Here is a 17,573-nt window from a genome sequence, read left to right as displayed (position 1 = left end):
CGGAACCAACCGGCACAAGTCAAACCCCAAAAACCAACAGCCAACGTCTCCGCCAAACCGTCAATCCCTTCGAGGCCGTACCCGAAGAACCGTCACTCGCGCAACAATCCGAAAACTTCCAGAGAGCTTCCTTTAGGGCGCATTCAGCAACCGCCAGCGGCGCCCCGCCCTCGTTGTGTCGGTATATAGACCCCCACCACCAAAACTGTCAACAACGATTTCAAAGTTTTTATCAAAAATGTGACATGAATTATCCACAGCCCCGTATTTGCTGGAGACAACGCCGGCAAATAAGCCGCCGAAGTGAATTGTGATCATCGCGGCCACAAACAAGCCCAATTCAAACCCTAGCGCTGGCTGGCATATGCGGGGCTTATTCCAATGTATTATGGCGTACGTCTATAGATACAGGCACTCTTCCTGTTCAGCGCGTTGACAGATGGAAGCTGCGAGGGCAAAACTGCGGCCTCGTTGACTTCGTACCAGTAAATGGCTGGTCGGCACGCGCCGGAAAATCAAAGTAAGCCTGCATCAATAACGGCGACAGATCGACACTTAGTATCAGGATCGACACTTAGTATAATGAAAGAGTACGAGGGGCACTCATCAATCGATCCGGGCAACGAACCGCCGTTGATTACGGACGGGCGTCGCGGTCCGCCCGATCGCCGGGAAATTTCGGCGCGATGGCTGGCTGGTACTTTTCTGACCGGTATCACCTCGAGCATGTTGATGGGTGTTGCCTTGTTTGCGGCGCTGGATGGCCGGGAACAATTGGCGACCCCGCCCGAACTGATGGCTCGCAATACAATGCCATCGGCCAAGGGCAGCAGCGATGTAACCAAAGGCGCGCGCGTTGCCGCAACCACGCCGATCCGGCGCAACCGTGATCGCCGCCGCCTTGATGTATCGACTGTGTTCAAAGAGGGCGAACGGGACGTCATTCGCTCCACACCCTTTGAATATGTCCGCATAGCACTGGCTTCTGTTCATAACAGCAACCGCAAATATCCCGGGTTCAATCCGCTGGATGTGTTTGCCGAGGCCAATGAAGGAACTGACCCCACGCCCAAAACAGGTTTGATCTATGGCGCCAAGGTTGAAAGCGAAGTCAGTCTGCGCACGGTGGATTTTCCTCTGGCCACGGCGCAGTTTGATCCGTCCGATGATCTGAGCGCTGATGAGGTGGAAGAAGTTGTCCGCAACACCGGCGCATTGCTGACTGACGGCGCGGTGCAGGTGGCTTCGCTGCATTATGTTGATCCGCTGCGCTTTGGCGCTGATGAAGATCCTTTCAATCTGCGCAATCCACTCGCGGTCAAGATCATTCAGGAAAATGTCAGCGTCACGCCGCGAGCCAACGAAGATGTGGAAAGCCACGGTTATTCCGAGGAACTCATACCTTTCCGCAATGACAAGGAAATCCTTAGCGCTTTCAGCGACGCCGGTTACGAAAATGATGATGCCATCGGCATGTCCGAGGCAATTTCAAAGCTCCTGAATTCTCCACGCCTGAAAGGCGGTAGCGTTTTGCGGCTCGGCATTGAGTCGCGCGACAATGTCGACCGCATCATGCGGGCCAGTGTCTATAATGGCACAACGCATATTCTGACCATCGCCCTTAATGATAAAGACCAGTATGTGCCTGCGGACGAGCCGGAAATGACGCCGGGCCTGCAGGTGGCTTTTGATGACAATCCGCCCTCATCGCGTCAGCCCGGCGATCTCCCGACGGTCTATGATGGCATTTATCGCGCGGGCATAGCCTATGGCATGACCGATACGATGATCCAGCAATTGGTCCGCATGCTGGCATCGGATGTGGATTTCCAGTCGCAGCTTTTACCAACAGATCAGTTGGAAGCTTTCTTCTCCCTGCCTGCCGATTCGGAAAAGGCCGGTGACGAATCGGAAATTCTCTATGTCGCTGCCAATTTTGGCGGAAACCTGCGCAAATTCTACCGGTTCCATTCCGGCGATGGCTCGACCGATTATTATGACGAGAACGGCAAGAGCTCGAAACAGTTCCTGTTGCGCAATCCTGTACCAAACGGTGTGTTCCGCTCGCCTTTTGGTATGCGGCGTCATCCGATTCTCGGCTATTCGCGCATGCATACGGGTGTTGACTGGTCGGCACCGCGTGGCACCCCGATTATTGCTGCCGGCAATGGCACTGTAGAACGGGCCGGTTGGACCAATGGCTATGGCAACCAGACAGTTCTTCGCCATTCCAATGGCTATGAAAGCAGTTACTCACACCAGAACGCCATTGCTTCTGGCGTAACACCCGGCGCCCGCGTCCGGCAGGGTCAGGTTATCGGCTATCTCGGTTCCACCGGTCTCTCAACCGGCCCGCATCTGCACTATGAAGTCATCGTCAACGGATCGAAGGTCGACCCGATGCGTATCCGTCTGCCGGGCGGCAGGGCGCTTGATGGCGATGATCTTGTTGCCTTCAAGCGCGAACGCGAGCGTATCGATCAGCTCCTGAAGGATGACAACAACAGCGCGCCGAAGATGGCAGCCAGCGGTTAAGTGCGACCCATTAATTAATCCTGAAATTCAACCGTCACGCCTTTTTGCACCAGCTTAGAGAGTTCCGTTGCATCCCAGTTGGTCAGTCGCACGCAGCCATGACTGTTCGTCTTGCCAATCTTTGACGGCTCCGGCGTACCATGGATACCGTAGGTCGGCTTTGACAATGCAATCCACACCGTACCGACAGGCCCGTTTGGACCCGGCGGTATGGTCAGCACCTTGTCATTCTCACCCTGCTTGAAATTGAGCTTGGGATTATAGGTGTAGTTCGGGTTGAGGGCGATGCGCTCCACCTGAACGATACCCGACGGTGATGGCGTATCGGTTGAACCGATGGTGGCGGGATAGGCAACAACCAGCCGCCCCTCGGCATTATAGCCGCGCACCTGCTTGCGTCCCTTGTCGGCGATGATTTTCGTCACCGAGCCACCAACATTCTGGCCGGTACTGGCAACCTGAATAGCCACACCGGGCTGATTGAAATCAACTCCGGGGTTGATCTCCTTCAAATACCCTTCATCCATGTGAAAGCGTTCGGCCAGCATTTCGGTGACTGATGTAAAGGCCATCCGTTCGAGCTGTGCCTTATGGCTGTAATCCTCAGGAATCGACGCAACGAATGGATAGGCTGCATCTTCCGAGCTGATTGTATAGGAAACAAAGGCGGGACCACCCGTCTGCTCAAGCGATGCTTGGATTCCCGCATCATTGAGCGGATCAAATTTCTGGCCGGTCATTTCCTCGAAAGCTGCCACGGCCTTGTCGACATTGCCACCCTTGCGACCGTCAATGACACCCGGTGATACACCGATGCGATCAAGCAGGACCTGAATCGCGGCAATCTTGGCTTTGGCGCCCTGCCCCTTTGGCAATTGCACAGTCGGCGCAGGATTGGGATGAGCCGGTATTGATTCCTGAGATGGCGGCGTCGCCAGATTCTCACCAGGCATTTCCGGATCGATCAGACCGGGATTGGCGGGAGGAATGTCCGATTCGCCGTTTGCGGGCGGCAGCGGTGCGCGTTCAACCGTGCGATAGTCGCGTTCGGATGGCTGCTGCCTCTGATAGGCATCGTTTGGGCGATTCGCGTAAGGGTCTTCGGGAATAGAGCCCGTATCAAAAGAATCCTGCGGCGCATCGGGAAAATAATCAGCGCCCCGGCCATTATTGATATCGTTGCGCGGCTCTTCGACCGAAACCACCCGGCCCCGGCGATCCAGCGTCACACGCCGTCCATACTCGTCGAAATAAACGCGATACTCGTCACGTCGTGCCCGCCGATCTGATTCGAACACTTGCGCGACCATATATGGCGCCTGATTCGCGCTTTCACGCGCAGGCAGACCTGCAGCCTGCGCAGGCGCGACAGGCGCAAGCACCGCCAAAGCAGTGGTAAAAATCGATGCAAACACAATCAAATGACGAAGCGCCATATTTTCCAACTTCCGGTTTCCGCTAACCTGTCCTTAAGCATAAATGACCGATTTTCCTGTCTTTATGGTTAATGCGGTTTTTTCGAGCCTTTTCTGCTGAATAAAACCGGTTCGATTTCAAACGACGGCTCTGTCATTGCATCTACAGGATGAACCGGACATGAAAATGGCCGCCAGACGGCGGCCATTTTGCTTCCATGCATCATTATATCAGGCGCAATTATGCAGCTTCGCTCTTTTCCCGGTCCGGGGCAGACTTCACAGACCGGAAATTGAGCCGGTCTGAACCTGCCGTGATCTTGACCGTGGAGCCATCCAGAATCTCGCCAAGCAGGATTTTCTCCGCCAGAGGGTCCTGTACCTGCTTCTGGATCACCCGCTTCAGCGGACGTGCGCCATAGGCGGGGTCATAACCCTTCTCGGCAAGCCAGTTGGTTGCATCGTCGTCAATCTTGATGGTGATCTTGCGATCAGTCAGCAAGGACTGCAGACGCTGCATCTGAATAGCCACGATGGCACCCATTTCGTTCCGCTTCAGACGATGGAACAGAATGATCTCGTCGACGCGGTTGAGGAATTCCGGTCTGAACGAGGCCTTGACCACACTCATCACGTCCTCGCGGGCGCTTTCCACATCCTGATCTTCCCCAAGCGCAGTCAGATATTCTGCTCCCAGATTGGACGTCATGATGATCAGCGTATTGCGGAAATCCACCGTACGGCCCTGACCATCGGTCAGACGTCCATCATCAAGCACTTGCAGCAGAACGTTGAACACATCCGGATGCGCCTTTTCGATCTCATCGAAAAGCACAACCTGATAGGGTCTGCGACGAACCGCTTCGGTCAGTGCGCCGCCTTCCTCATAACCGACATAACCTGGAGGTGCGCCGATCAGACGAGCGACTGAATGCTTCTCCATATATTCGGACATATCGAGGCGGACCATGGCTGTCTCGTCACTGAACAGGAACGAGGCGAGTGCCTTGGTGAGTTCCGTCTTGCCAACACCAGTTGGTCCAAGGAAGATGAACGAGCCAATCGGCCGGTTCGGATCCTGAAGACCGGCACGGGCGCGGCGGACTGCCTTGGAAACGGCCTGAACCGCTTCGCCCTGCCCGATGACCCGCTTGGCCAACTCGTCTTCCATCCGCAACAGCTTTTCCCGTTCGCCTTCCAGCATCCGGTCAACTGGAATGCCGGTCCAGCGCGACACGACCTGCGCGATATGATCAGGAGTGACGATTTCCTCGACCATCGAGGTTGATCCATCCTGCTGTTCGGCCTGTGCAAGCTGTTTTTCCAGCTGCGGGATCGTTCCATAGGCAAGCTCGCCCGCCTTCTGGAATTCGCCGTTACGCTGGGCGGAAGCCAAAGCATTGCGTGCATCATCCAACTGACCTTTCAGATCAGCCGCATGACCAAGCTTCTGCTTTTCCGCCTGCCATGTATTGGTCAGGCCGGTTGACTGTTCTTCAAGCTCGACCAGCTCCTTTTCCAGTCTTTCCAGACGATCCTTTGAAGCATCGTCTTTCTCGACCTTCAAAGCTTCGCGCTCAATCTTCAGCTGCATGATGCGGCGGTCGATTTCATCAAGCTCTTCCGGCTTTGAATCCACCTGCATCCGCAAGCGCGCTGCGCCTTCGTCAATCAGGTCGATAGCCTTGTCAGGCAGGAACCGGTCAGTGATGTAGCGGTTCGACAGGGTTGCAGCAGCAACCAGAGCCGAATCGGAAATACGAACCTTGTGATGCTGTTCGTATTTTTCCTTCAACCCGCGCAGGATCGAGATCGTATCCTCAACCGTTGGCTCATCAACGAACACCGGCTGGAACCGCCGTGCAAGCGCTGCATCTTTTTCAACGTGCTTGCGATATTCGTCCAGCGTCGTTGCACCAACGCAATGCAGTTCGCCGCGGGCAAGCGCGGGCTTCAAGAGGTTCGATGCATCCATCGATCCTTCGCCCTTGCCCGCACCAACCAGCGTGTGCATTTCGTCAATGAAGAGGATGATGTCTCCATTGGCCGACTGCACTTCGGAAAGCACACTTTTCAGACGCTCTTCGAATTCGCCGCGATATTTGGCACCGGCAATCAGTGCGCCCATGTCGAGCGCCATCAACTGCTTGTCTTTAAGAGACTCCGGCACGTCGCCATTGACGATACGCAACGCAAGACCTTCGGCAATCGCCGTCTTGCCCACGCCGGGCTCGCCAATGAGCACTGGATTGTTCTTCGTGCGGCGTGACAGGACCTGGATGGTCCGGCGAATTTCATCATCGCGTCCGATAACCGGATCAAGCTTGCCCGACCGCGCATCGGCAGTCAGATCCCGCGCGTATTTCTTCAAGGCGTCATAGGTGTTCTCGGCGGAAGCCGAGTCGGCTGTCCGGCCTTTGCGGATATCATTGATAACCGCATTGAGGCCCGCAGCGGTCACGCCAGCGCGGCTCAATATCTCCGAAGTCTTCGCCGATTTTTCAACGGCAAGCGCCGTCAGCAGCCGTTCGACCGTAACGAAACTGTCGCCAGCCTTTTTGGCAATTTCCTCGGCGGTGGCAAAAACCTTCGCCAATGGCTGAGCAAGATAAAGCTGCTCATTGCCGCCGGTTACTTTCGGCAGGGCATTGAGCGCAGCCTGCAATCCAAGCCGCACATCGGCAATGCGTCCGCCTGCCCGTTCGATCAACGATGCGGCGAGACCTTCCTCATCATCAACGAGAACCTTGAGCAAATGCTCCGGTGCAAATTGCTGATGATTGGAAGAGAGCGCAAACGTCTGCGCGGACTGGATGAAGCCGCGAACGCGCTCCGTATATTTTTCAACATTCATTCTGTGTCTCCTTTTCCCCAAAGCCCGTAAGCGGCACTCTGGAGTCCTCTGGTGACGGACCCCCTGCAAGAGGCAGATCCATACGCTTCTGGGCTCATATGGGAATGCTTTCCTGCCCCCGCAAGATACTCCCAAAGCCACAGACTTAAAAAAGAAAACGGCGCGGAAATCATTCCGCGCCGTTTTCAAGACCACTATGTATCAACAGTTCAGACGTCAGATGGTTCAACCGCTGCGCGGCGCTTCTTTACTTCGGCAACAATACCTGCCGGAGAAAGGTCATTTGACGTATCGGCGGGAGCAGCCGCTGCAGCAGCGTTGTTTTCATCCGCCACCCGCGGCTCACGCGGACGGGCTGGCCTGCGGCCACGCGGTGCGCGGCGAACGGGTTTTGCTTCGGCCACTTCCTCGGACTCAGATCCAGCATCATCGTCATCATTATTAGATGCATTGGATGCGTTCTGATCGTTGGAGGTGTTCTGATCATACTGCCTGCGCTGCTGATGATGCGGCTGGCGCTGGCTGACCGGCTCCTCGCCATAGGCAACTTCAGCAGGTGTACCTTCAATCACCGGCTGCGGTCCGCTGCCATTGATCTGCTGGTGCTGGACTGGACGGTCCTGCTGCTGTTCGTTGCCGTCATCATCGTAAACGCCATCATCGTCCTGATCATCGCGGTCATCGCGCTGATACTGGACAGGCGCCTGAGCCTGGGCAGCAAGAATGATACGATTGTAATGTTCGGCGTGCTGAAGATAGTTTTCCGCTATCACGCGATCACCACTGCTCTGCGCATCACGCGCAAGAGTGGTATATTTTTCGGCGACGTGCTGAGCATTTCCCCGGATTTTAACATCAGGGCCGTTGCTCTCATAATTACGGGAAAGTGGGTTGGGACCTTTGCGGTTATTGTTACCGCGTCCGCGCATGCGCCTATTCTGCTGTACTGGCCTCATACTTATCTCTTTTCAGAAAATCAGGGGCGCTAATTTGCTCACCAATTGAGTCAAAAAGCTTCGCTTCTCAAGTGCCGACCTGAAGCGCGCCCCGCGCTTCAATCGCATCTAAAGTTTCATAGAACTTTTGTGCTTCCGCAAAAACCATTTCCCCAAGAACAATTCCGATGAGAAATCAACACCCGGAAAATTCCGTATCAATCTCTTGATAGGTAAAACCAGACTTGTTCGGTTTAGAGCGGTGATTGGAAACTAGCTGCCTTCGCGACAAATTCCAAGCCTTTTTTCAATAATTTTATGACTTCATGAACAACATTGCTCTTTCATGCCCCCCGATATCCTTCTGCAGACCTTTCAAAGCGAAACCTGTTCTTGCAAAAATAGCTTCGACATCTGTCCTTTGATCAAAGCCAATCTCCACCGCTACTGCTCCACCCGTGCGAAGATGGGCGTCCGCCTGTTCCGCGATGATACGGTAGGGTTGAAGGCCATCAGGCCCACCATCAAGCGCCAGAACGGGATCATGCACTGCGACTTCGGGTTGAAGGGCCGCAATATCACCGGAGCGTATATAGGGTGGATTGGAAATAATCATGTCAAATCCGCCAGTTACCTCGGCAAACCAGTTGGAGCGCAGAGCGGCAAAGCGGCTGGATACATTGTTCAGGCAGGCATTGTTACGTGCGGTGGCAAGAGCGCCAGGCGCCATATCAACGCCAATCGCCCGCAGGTTCGGCACCTGGCTGAGCAAGGCAATCGCGATTGCTCCGGTTCCCGTTCCAAGATCAACAAGGTCAGCAATTCCATTCTCTGCAACACGCTGATGCAGGAACGGCAGAGCAAGCTCGACAAGCGCTTCGGTATCCGGTCGCGGCTCCAAAGTATCCACAGAAAGTGCGAACTCCAGTCCGAAAAATTCGCGTTTTCCGATGATCCGGTGCACTGATTCGCCGTTGATTCGCCGGATAAGCACAGCATCGAGCCTGGCCATCACGTCTTTCGTCACGATGTTATGCGGATTACGGACTGTTTCGAGCCTGTCGAAACCGGTTACCCATTCCACCAGAAGCCGCGCATCAAGGTCGGCTCCGGCGATTCCAGCTTTGGTCAGTACAGAGCGCGCCTGAATGTGGACGTCAGCAAGGCGGGCCTCAGCCATACCTTCAGTACCCGTCATTCATCTGGGCGAGAAGCGCAGTCTGATAGTCCGAGATGAGCGCCCCGATCAGTTCGTCAAGATCACCTTCCATAATGCGGTCAAGCTTATAGAGCGTCAGGTTGATGCGATGATCAGTCACGCGGCCTTGCGGGAAATTATAGGTGCGGATGCGCTCCGAACGGTCGCCCGAACCAACCTGACTGCGCCGGGCTTCCGACCGCTCGCTGTCAGCCTTTTGCCGCTGCATATCAAAGAGCCGTGACCGCAACACCTGCATGGCGCGCGCGCGGTTCTGGTGCTGGGACTTTTCCGCCTGCACCACGACAATGCCCGATGGAATATGCGTAATACGTACAGCCGAGTCCGTCGTATTGACGTGCTGTCCGCCTGACCCCGATGCGCGCATCGTATCGATGCGGATATCTTCAGGGCGAATATCGATGTCGATTTCCTCGGCTTCGGGGAGCACAGCAACCGTTGCTGCAGATGTATGAATGCGCCCGCTCGCTTCCGTATCCGGCACGCGCTGAACCCGGTGAACGCCCGACTCGAATTTGAGCTTGGCAAAAACACCCTTGCCGGAAACCATGGCGATGACTTCCTTATAGCCACCAGCTTCACCATCGCTGCCTGAAATCAGCTCGACCCGCCAACCATTGGCAGCCGCATAACGCTCATACATGCGGAACAGATCACCACCGAACAGCGCGGCTTCCGAACCGCCTGTCCCGGCACGGATTTCGAGAATCGCATTGCGTTCGTCGGCAACGTCCTTCGGCAGGAGCAGAACCTGGATCTCCTGCTCAAGCGCTTCAATGCGCTCATTGATCTCAGGCAACTCCGCCTCGGCCAGTTCGCGCATATCCTTATCGGTCGACGCATCGTTGAGCATGCTCTTCAGATCATCAGCTTCACTGCGTGCTGCGATCAGATCGCGGATCTTGGCAACGACGGTCTCAAGCTCGGAATATTCCGAGGCCAGCTTCACATAGGTGTCGGAATCAGGATTGCTCGCCATCTGCGATTCAATCATGGAAAACCGCTTCAGCAGCTGATCCATACGATCCTGCGGAATGGACATCATTTTAGTTTACTACCTCAGTAAATTTCACAGCGGAACGCCCGTCCGCTCTGCGAATTTGTTCAGGACATGCCGCAGGGAACCCGTATCGCCATGATTGTCGATCGCGTCGGAGAGTTGCGCATGCAACGCGCCCACATCGAGCGTGCCCAGCATTGCTTTAACAGGGCCAATGGACGCCGGTGCCATGGAAATGGAGCGGAAGCCAAGGCCAATCAATGCCATGGCTGAAAGTGGTTTACCGGCCATTTCGCCGCACAGCGTCACATCCGTGTTGTTGCGTACACCCGCCTGCGCAATCTGGCGGAGCACCCGCAGGAAAGGCACCGACAGATTGTCAAAACGATTGCTGATAATCGAGTTGCCGCGATCCACAGCCATGACAAACTGGAACAGATCGTTGGAGCCAACGGAAACGAAATCCACGACGGACATCAGTTCATCAAGCTGCCAAAGCAGGGATGGCACTTCAACCATCGCGCCGATCTTTACCCGAGTCGGCAGATTATAGGCAAAGCGGGACAGGTGCTGCACTTCGCGGTTGATCAGTTCACTTGCTTTGCGAACCTCGGCCACCTCAGTGACCATCGGGAGCATCAAGCGCAATTCACGCCCGCCTGCTGCTTTCAGCAAGGCGCGAACCTGCGTGCGCAGCAAACCCGGACGATCAAGCGTCAGGCGGATTGCGCGCCAGCCCATGGCAGGATTTTCTTCATTCGTATTGCTGCGGAAATAGGGAAGAACCTTATCGCCGCCAATATCGAGCGTGCGGAATGTCACCGGACGATCCCCGGCGGCTTCCAGCACCGAACGGTAGAGCCGCTCCTGCTGTTCGGCGCGGGGGAAGGTCGAGGCCACCATGAATTGCAGTTCCGTGCGGAAGAGGCCAATGCCCGCTGCACCCGCTTCCGTCAGTTGCGGCAGATCAACCAGCAACCCCGCATTCATCAGCAGAGAGATCGGCACACCATCCTTGGTCACCGATGGCTTGTCGCGCAATTCGCGATAGAGAGCCTGACGCTTGGCACGGAATTTGACCTTTTCCGAGTAAGCCGCTTCGACATCCGCCTGCGGACGCAAATGCACGCGGCCATCATCGCYGTCGATGATTACAGCATCATTGTTTTCGGCCATGGACACGACGCCCTTGACCTGTCCCGCAACGGGAATACCCATCGCACGAGYCACGATCACCACATGGCTTGTCGCCGCGCCATCTTCCAGTACCAGCCCGCGCAAACGCTCGCGCGGATAGTCGAGAAGTTCGGCAGCGCCCATCGACCGGGCAATGATAATGGCATCCTTGGCCAGCGAACCGGCCATGGTCTTCACATCACGCCCCATCAGCTGGCGCAGCAGCCGGTTGGCTAGATCATCAAAATCGCTGAGACGCTCGCGCATATAGGGATCGCTCAGATGCATCATCCGCGCGCGCGTATCGCTCTGAACTTTCTCAACCGCTGCTTCAGCAGTCAGACCATTGCGGATTGCCTCTTCGAGACGGCGCACCCAGCCCGTATCATGGGCAAACATCCGGTAGGCTTCGAGCACTTCGCGGTGCTCGCCCTCAAACGCCACATCGCGGCGCGACAGCATGTCATCAATGGAAATACGCAAGGAGCCGAGCGAGGTTTCGAGCCGGTCGATTTCCGTATCGATGTTCTCGTTGAAAAGGTTTGTCACGACAATGCGCGGCTCATGCAGCACAACATGGCCAAGGCCGACACCATCATTGAAGGCGCTACCGGAAAAACTCATGGGCTTGCCGAGATCAAGCTCAACACCCGGCCGCGCCAGACGTGTCAGGCTACCGGCAGCAACCATTTCCGCCAAAACCATCGCCGTGGTTTCAAGCGCTTCTACCTCGTCCTCACGGTAAACACGTTTGGTCCTGTTCTGCACAACCAGAACGCCAAGCGTGCGCCCTGCCCGCAGGATCGGTACACCGAGGAAGGAGTTGTAGATTTCTTCGCCTGTCTCCGGCAGGTAGGCGAAGGCGGGGTGGGTCTGGGCATCGGTCAGATTGAGCGGCCGGGCGCTTGAGGCAATCGTACCGACAAGACCTTGGCCGAGGCGCAACTGCGCCAAGTGAACGGCCGATGGGTTCAAACCTTCGGTTGCATAGAGTTCGAGAACCCCATCGGAACGCAGCACATAAAATGAGCACACTTCGGCGACCATGTTCTGCGCGATTTCGCGAACGATACGGTCAAGCCTCTCCTGCGGCTCAAGAGCCTCCGCCATCAATTCGCGGAGGCGCTTCAGCATGACACGAGGACCTGTAATCTGCTCGCGCGTGGGCACCCATCTGCTCCATAACAATATCGGCAAGACCGGAATGGTCTCGCCAATCAACTCATTGATTCATCATGTCAGCCGAGACGTTCACCGACAAACAGAATCTCTGTCTTAGACAGTAAATTAATGCTTATCCAGACCGTAGACAGAATGCAAAGTCCGAACCGCAAGTTCCGCATAGGGACCGTCAATAAGAATGGAAATCTTGATTTCCGAAGTGGTGATGGCGCGGATGTTGATGCCCTTGTCCGCCAATGCCCGGAATGCCGTTGCAGCAACGCCCGCATGGCTTCGCATACCGATACCGATCACCGAAACCTTGACCATACCGGCTTCCGACTGGATGATGTCGCAGCCAATCTCTACTTTTACCTTCTCCAGAACCGCGAGCGCCTTATCCAGATCGCCTGACGGAACCGTGAAGGTCATATCAGTCTTCGAACCGTCCTCGGAAATATTCTGGACGATCATATCGACGTTGATATGCGCTTCGGCCAGCGGGCCAAAAATGCCGGCGGAGATACCGGGACGGTCGGCAACACGGCGCAAGGAGATTTGAGCTTCGTCCTTGGCGTAGGCAATTCCTGTTACAACCTGCTGTTCCACGATTTCTTCCTCGTCGCAAATAAGTGTGCCGGGCGGATTGATCAGATCACCCATGCCCGGCGCATCGGGGTCTTCGAAACTGGATCGCACAAATGTGCGCACTTTGTGCACCATCGCAAGCTCGACGGACCGCACCTGCAGAACTTTGGCACCAAGCGAAGCCATTTCGAGCATTTCTTCGAAGGAAATGCGCGAAAGCCTGCGGGCCTTTGGCTCAACGCGCGGATCAGTGGTGTAGACGCCGTCGACATCCGTGTAGATATCGCAGCGATCAGCTTTAACGGACGCAGCAATCGCCACGGCGCTTGTATCCGACCCACCACGGCCAAGCGTCGAAATGCGGTTATCCGGGCCAATACCCTGAAACCCGGCAATCACGGCAACCTGGCCTTCCTTGAACCGTTCGATCAGAAACGAGCCATCAATATCGATAATGCGCGCAGCACCATGGGCATTGTCTGTTTTGATCGGGATCTGCCAACCCTGCCAGGAACGCGCGTGTACACCCATGCCCTGCAAGGCCACAGCCAGCAATCCGGCGGTTACCTGCTCGCCGGAGGCGACAATCGCATCATATTCGCGTGCATCATGCATCGGCGAGGTCTGACGGGTCCAGGCGACGAGTTCGTTGGTTTTCCCTGCCATTGCGGAAACGACGACTGCGACTTCGTGCCCAGCATCAACTTCACGTTTGACATGCCGGGCCACATTACGGATGCGGTCGATATCGGCCACCGAAGTGCCACCGAATTTCATCACAATGCGTGCCATGGGAAATACCGTTCTGGAAAGGCCTGAAAATGAGATTTAAAACGATCCGCCCTGTCGAAAGCGGAACGCGGTTTCCCATAACGAAATTATGACGCAACTGCAAGAACGCGTGATCAGACGGGCAATGTTTGTGGGGGGTGTGCGTTTCTCAAAGTCCAAATTGTGTCAACCACGCCCATCTAACAAATCCGCCGTGACATTGCGCCCGGCGTAGAAAACACCCAAGATTACTACAGTGTCCGCCGTGACAGCAAAAGCGATGCTAATGCTGCGTCTGTAACCAATGACACGCACACCGCTCATTATGTCGTCGCGGACAGTTCCACGTTTGGGGAAAGTTGAAAACCCAAGGCAATAATCGCGAATATTAAACAGGAATGTCTGCGCGCGCTCAGCACTGACATTGATTTCGATATAGTCGTAAAGCTCAACCAGTTCCTGTTCGGCACTTGGATGGAAGACGACTTTATAATCCATCCATTACTTCGCCTTCATCATCCGAGCGCGTACCTCGAGGTTCGCAAATACCTGCTCGGCTGGAATACCGATACCGGGATTTTCCTGAAATTCGGCGAGACGGTTCGGTATTTCTTTCCGCAACCAGTTTTCCCGCGCTTCTTCGAAATCTTCCAACATACGCAACCCCGCCCGCACGACCTCACTGGCATTGTTATAGCGACCGGATTCGAGCTGTTTTTTGATGAACCGTTCGTAATGGTCGCCGAGTGCAATGCTTGTCATGGCATCTATTCCTCAAGTCCTGACGACCCTAATTGGTCGATCATTTGATATCAACAGATACTAATGGATAATATGATCGACGCGAAGCCGAATTTGCATCTTGACATTTTTTGCCGGAAGGGGCCTCTCCAGAGGCAGCAGGAAGGACGTTGCCATGACCGAAGCCCAACGCAGCACAATTGATGCCGCTGAAGTAGAACGCTTTTCGCGCATGGCCGCTGAATGGTGGAATCCGCAGGGCAAATTCCGTCCGCTGCATAAGTTCAATCCGACCCGCCTTGCCTATATCAAGGAAAAGGTCTGCGCCCATTACGGCCTTGACCCGAACAGCCCGAAACCCTTCGCCGGACTGCGCCTGCTGGATATTGGCTGCGGTGGGGGCCTGCTGTGTGAACCCATGGCGCGGCTGGGTGCTTCGGTTGTCGGCGCTGATGCGGGCGAAACCAATATTGAAGTTGCAAAAATTCATGCAGCCCAAAGCGGGCTCGATATTGACTATCGCGCCACAACAGCCGAAGCGCTGGCGGAAGCAGGCGAGAAATTTGATATCGTTCTCAACATGGAAGTGGTTGAGCATGTGGCCGATGTTGAGCTTTATCTCACCGCCTGCGCACAGATGGTCAAACCGGGTGGCGTCACCTTTGTCGCCACGATCAACCGGACGCTGAAGGCTCTTGGCCTTGCCATTTTCGGTGCTGAATATGTGTTGCGCTGGTTGCCGCGCGGCACTCACCAATATGAAAAGCTGGTTCGGCCTGAAGAACTGGAAGGACCGCTGACACAGGCCGGGCTCGAAATCACCGAGACCGTGGGCGTGACCTATAATCCGCTCGCCGACAGCTGGAATCGCTCCACCGACACCAATGTCAATTACATGGTACTGGCGGTTCGTCCGCGTTAAAAATCAGGCTGTGGCGGTGGCCTTTGCCGCCATGCGCTGGGCCTTTGTCGTCATCAACACGCCAATGGTGATAATAGCCGCCCCCACCCATGTCGCCAGTTGGTAGACTTCGCCCAGAAACAATGTCCCCGCGATCAGCGCCACTGCGGCGCCAACATAGCCGATCTGGCTGAGATAGACAGGGCCACCAACCGCCTGCAATCGGAAGTAGAGTGCAAACATGCAGGTTGAGGCCAATATCTGCGCAACAACCAGCCACGGCACATTGCCAAGCGGTTCGACGCCAAAACTACCGCTCACGTAGAAAATAACCGGGATCAGCAATAGAGCTGTCGTCAGATGGCTGCCCGCTGCAAGCTCGGTCGGATCAGCCCCTTCAGGCCAGTCAATGGTGCGGTAAACATTGCCAAGAGCCAGCAGCACCGGAATAAGCAGCCCAATCACGATCCAGAATGGTTCGGCCGGTTGTCCCACCTGACCACGGGTGAAGCCGACAAGCACAGCCCCGGCAAAACCCACCATAATGCCCAAAAGCCCAAGCATATTAGGCCGCTTGATGCCGAAGAGCATCGACAACAACAGCGTAAAGACCGGCGACAAGGTGTACATGATGCCGGTAAAGCCGGACCCCAGATGTGGAATGGCCGAAAGCGTCATCAGATTGGGAACCGCATAGGAAATCAGCGCGGTAATCAGATAATACCGGGCCATGCGCCCATTGAGCAATGGCCGCTTGCCCATCGCCAGAAAGGCCGCCAGAAGCACAGTCCCCGCACCGGTTGAAATCACAAATGCCCAGACTGCCGGAGTTACCCCAGCACCGAAAGCCAATTTACCGAAGGGCAGCGTCAATCCGAGAAAAGCGCCGGTCAGAATGAGCAGCGCAGGAGCGGAATTCAGAAATGGCATGAGGAATTATCCGGCAGGAAGATTATGACTGCGGCAGCTTAGACCTTCGTATCAAACGCGCAAGATCAATTATGGTCTTCAGGAAAGGTTGGCAGCGGCATGATATCGATGCCATCGTCGAGCAAGGATTTCACTTCGTCGCCGGATGCTTCGCCGTAAATTCCGCGCTGATCCGCTTCGCCAAAATGGATTTTGCGCGCCTCTTCAGCAAAATCAGCCCCGACATAATCGGCATTCTCGCGCACTTTGCGGGCGACTTCCTTCAGCTCATTGACCATCTTGCTCATGGTAACGGCAATCTTTTCCTTTTGCCGTCCTGTCGTCACTGACGGCGCCATCAGCGCTTTTTCCACTTTGTGCGAGCCGCACACCGGGCAGGTGACCAGAAGCTTCTTCGATTGGCTGTCAAAATCGTCATTGCTGCGGAACCACCCTTCAAATTCGTGGTCCTGCTCGCAGTGAAGGGAAAAACGGATCATGACGCGGCCGATTGTCTCTCGCTTTGGCCGTCATCCGACTGGATGACCAGACCAAAGGGACGGGCATTTTTAAGGTTGGGCACTTTGGAACGGGCAGCCGCACTCAAAGATGGATCAATATCCGCGATGATCACAGCCGGGTCCGCATGATCAGCTTCTGCCAGAACCTCGCCCCAAGGCGCAACAATGATCGAATGACCGAATGTTTCACGGCCATCCTCATGCACACCGCCCTGTGCCGCAGAAACGACAAAGGCACCATTCTCGATAGCGCGGGCACGCTGGAGGATATGCCAATGGGCTTCACCGGTCTGGCGCGTGAATGCGGCTGGAGCCGTCAACACCGAAGCGCCTGCGAGAGCCTGCGCGCGGAACAGTTGCGGGAAACGCACATCGTAACAGATGGCAAGGCCGAGCCGTGCAAAAGGAAGTGTGGCCACGACAGAATCCGAGCCCGGCGCATAGACGGCAGATTCCCGCCAGCTTTCGCCATTGTCGAGATCGACATCAAACATATGAATCTTGTCGTAGCGGGTAATAATCTTGCCATCGGGTCCGAACAGGAAGGCGCGGTTGGCAACCTTGCCATCTTCGCGCGCAATGGCCGTCGAACCGATATGCAGGTGAATCCCGTGCTGTGCCGCAAGGTCCGAAGCCGTGCGTACGATAATATCCTCATCTTCCGCGCGCAGAATGCTCGCCAATGCCTTGCGGTCACGCTGCAATGCACCGGTCATCTCAGGTGTCTGGACATAAACCGCACCCTTGCCGACGGCATCGGCGACATAACCGGCAAGATCGGCGGCATTGCGCTGCGGATCAACGCCTGAGCGCATCTGGATGGCGGCTGCGCGAAATAAACTCATTG

The 17,573-nt window shown here is 55.5% G+C and carries 14 protein-coding genes; 2 read left to right on the top strand and 12 right to left on the bottom strand.

Annotated features, from left to right (window positions below):
* Positions 1-582: 582 nt before the first annotated feature.
* Positions 583-2,535 carry a M23 family metallopeptidase gene (locus AB4Y96_RS24290; protein ID WP_091880077.1) on the top strand — a complete coding sequence of 651 codons (1,953 nt, stop codon included), beginning with the start codon at positions 583-585 and terminating at the stop codon, positions 2,533-2,535.
* A 14-nt stretch (positions 2,536-2,549) separates the two neighbouring features.
* Here the strand turns inward: AB4Y96_RS24290 and AB4Y96_RS24285 are convergent, their stop codons facing one another.
* The 9 genes from AB4Y96_RS24285 to AB4Y96_RS24245 form a co-directional block, all read right to left on the bottom strand.
* Entirely contained in the window at positions 2,550-3,971 is a 1,422-nt protein-coding gene (locus AB4Y96_RS24285; RefSeq protein ID WP_441920465.1) for a L,D-transpeptidase, read from the bottom strand.
* Between the two features lie 220 nt (positions 3,972-4,191).
* Complete coding sequence (gene clpB / locus AB4Y96_RS24280) at positions 4,192-6,804, bottom strand: ATP-dependent chaperone ClpB (protein ID WP_441920464.1); 2,613 nt, start codon at positions 6,802-6,804, stop codon at positions 4,192-4,194.
* A 209-nt stretch (positions 6,805-7,013) separates the two neighbouring features.
* A complete protein-coding gene (locus AB4Y96_RS24275; protein ID WP_441920463.1) occupies positions 7,014-7,760 on the bottom strand; it encodes a DUF4167 domain-containing protein in 747 nt (248 codons plus the stop codon).
* A gap of 295 nt (positions 7,761-8,055) precedes the next feature.
* Positions 8,056-8,919, bottom strand: coding sequence for a peptide chain release factor N(5)-glutamine methyltransferase (prmC, locus tag AB4Y96_RS24270; protein WP_441920461.1), 864 nt, complete (start codon positions 8,917-8,919; stop codon positions 8,056-8,058).
* 4 nt (positions 8,920-8,923) lie between these two features.
* Positions 8,924-10,003 carry a peptide chain release factor 1 gene (prfA, locus tag AB4Y96_RS24265; protein ID WP_441920460.1) on the bottom strand — a complete coding sequence of 360 codons (1,080 nt, stop codon included), beginning with the start codon at positions 10,001-10,003 and terminating at the stop codon, positions 8,924-8,926.
* Positions 10,004-10,027: 24 nt separating this feature from the next.
* Positions 10,028-12,268, bottom strand: a complete 2,241-nt coding sequence (gene ptsP, locus AB4Y96_RS24260) for a phosphoenolpyruvate--protein phosphotransferase (protein ID WP_441920459.1) — start codon at positions 12,266-12,268, stop codon at positions 10,028-10,030.
* Between the two features lie 153 nt (positions 12,269-12,421).
* On the bottom strand, positions 12,422-13,675 hold the full coding sequence (locus AB4Y96_RS24255; protein ID WP_091880068.1) for an aspartate kinase: 1,254 nt from the start codon (positions 13,673-13,675) through the stop codon (positions 12,422-12,424).
* A 165-nt stretch (positions 13,676-13,840) separates the two neighbouring features.
* Positions 13,841-14,152, bottom strand: coding sequence for a type II toxin-antitoxin system RelE/ParE family toxin (locus AB4Y96_RS24250; RefSeq protein WP_441920457.1), 312 nt, complete (start codon positions 14,150-14,152; stop codon positions 13,841-13,843).
* Positions 14,153-14,155: 3 nt separating this feature from the next.
* On the bottom strand, positions 14,156-14,416 hold the full coding sequence (locus AB4Y96_RS24245) for a type II toxin-antitoxin system ParD family antitoxin (RefSeq protein ID WP_441920455.1): 261 nt from the start codon (positions 14,414-14,416) through the stop codon (positions 14,156-14,158).
* 154 nt (positions 14,417-14,570) lie between these two features.
* Here AB4Y96_RS24245 and ubiG point away from each other — a divergent pair, with 154 nt between their 5' ends.
* Entirely contained in the window at positions 14,571-15,317 is a 747-nt protein-coding gene (gene ubiG / locus AB4Y96_RS24240) for a bifunctional 2-polyprenyl-6-hydroxyphenol methylase/3-demethylubiquinol 3-O-methyltransferase UbiG (RefSeq protein WP_091880067.1), read from the top strand.
* A gap of 3 nt (positions 15,318-15,320) precedes the next feature.
* Here the strand turns inward: ubiG and AB4Y96_RS24235 are convergent, their stop codons facing one another.
* From AB4Y96_RS24235 to AB4Y96_RS24225, 3 genes are all read right to left on the bottom strand, one after another.
* Positions 15,321-16,226, bottom strand: coding sequence for a DMT family transporter (locus AB4Y96_RS24235; protein ID WP_441920453.1), 906 nt, complete (start codon positions 16,224-16,226; stop codon positions 15,321-15,323).
* Between the two features lie 65 nt (positions 16,227-16,291).
* Complete coding sequence (locus AB4Y96_RS24230; RefSeq protein WP_091880064.1) at positions 16,292-16,705, bottom strand: DUF1178 family protein; 414 nt, start codon at positions 16,703-16,705, stop codon at positions 16,292-16,294.
* Positions 16,702-17,571: a carbon-nitrogen hydrolase family protein gene (locus tag AB4Y96_RS24225; protein WP_091880063.1), complete on the bottom strand. Its 870-nt coding sequence runs from the start codon at positions 17,569-17,571 to the stop codon at positions 16,702-16,704. Before AB4Y96_RS24225 ends, AB4Y96_RS24230 begins: the two co-directional genes overlap by 4 nt.
* Between the last annotated feature and the right edge of the window lie 2 nt (positions 17,572-17,573).

It is taken from the genome of Phyllobacterium sp. TAF24, assembly GCF_052113785.1.
Classification (GTDB): Bacteria; Pseudomonadota; Alphaproteobacteria; order Rhizobiales; family Rhizobiaceae; genus Phyllobacterium.
Note: the sequence above shows the minus strand (reverse complement) of the source record. Positions and strands in the feature narration are given on the sequence as shown.

What these genes read in the sequence shown, in the direction of transcription:
- AB4Y96_RS24290 (WP_091880077.1), top strand. Translation starts at nt 583, where the DNA reads ATGAAAGAGTACGAGGGGCACTCATCAATCGATCCGGGCAACGAACCG.
- AB4Y96_RS24285 (WP_441920465.1), bottom strand. Translation starts at nt 3,971, where the DNA reads ATGGCGCTTCGTCATTTGATTGTGTTTGCATCGATTTTTACCACTGCT.
- clpB (WP_441920464.1), bottom strand. Translation starts at nt 6,804, where the DNA reads ATGAATGTTGAAAAATATACGGAGCGCGTTCGCGGCTTCATCCAGTCC.
- AB4Y96_RS24275 (WP_441920463.1), bottom strand. Translation starts at nt 7,760, where the DNA reads ATGAGGCCAGTACAGCAGAATAGGCGCATGCGCGGACGCGGTAACAAT.
- prmC (WP_441920461.1), bottom strand. Translation starts at nt 8,919, where the DNA reads ATGGCTGAGGCCCGCCTTGCTGACGTCCACATTCAGGCGCGCTCTGTA.
- prfA (WP_441920460.1), bottom strand. Translation starts at nt 10,003, where the DNA reads ATGATGTCCATTCCGCAGGATCGTATGGATCAGCTGCTGAAGCGGTTT.
- AB4Y96_RS24255 (WP_091880068.1), bottom strand. Translation starts at nt 13,675, where the DNA reads ATGGCACGCATTGTGATGAAATTCGGTGGCACTTCGGTGGCCGATATC.
- AB4Y96_RS24250 (WP_441920457.1), bottom strand. Translation starts at nt 14,152, where the DNA reads ATGGATTATAAAGTCGTCTTCCATCCAAGTGCCGAACAGGAACTGGTT.
- AB4Y96_RS24245 (WP_441920455.1), bottom strand. Translation starts at nt 14,416, where the DNA reads ATGACAAGCATTGCACTCGGCGACCATTACGAACGGTTCATCAAAAAA.
- ubiG (WP_091880067.1), top strand. Translation starts at nt 14,571, where the DNA reads ATGACCGAAGCCCAACGCAGCACAATTGATGCCGCTGAAGTAGAACGC.
- AB4Y96_RS24235 (WP_441920453.1), bottom strand. Translation starts at nt 16,226, where the DNA reads ATGCCATTTCTGAATTCCGCTCCTGCGCTGCTCATTCTGACCGGCGCT.
- AB4Y96_RS24230 (WP_091880064.1), bottom strand. Translation starts at nt 16,705, where the DNA reads ATGATCCGTTTTTCCCTTCACTGCGAGCAGGACCACGAATTTGAAGGG.
- AB4Y96_RS24225 (WP_091880063.1), bottom strand. Translation starts at nt 17,571, where the DNA reads ATGAGTTTATTTCGCGCAGCCGCCATCCAGATGCGCTCAGGCGTTGAT.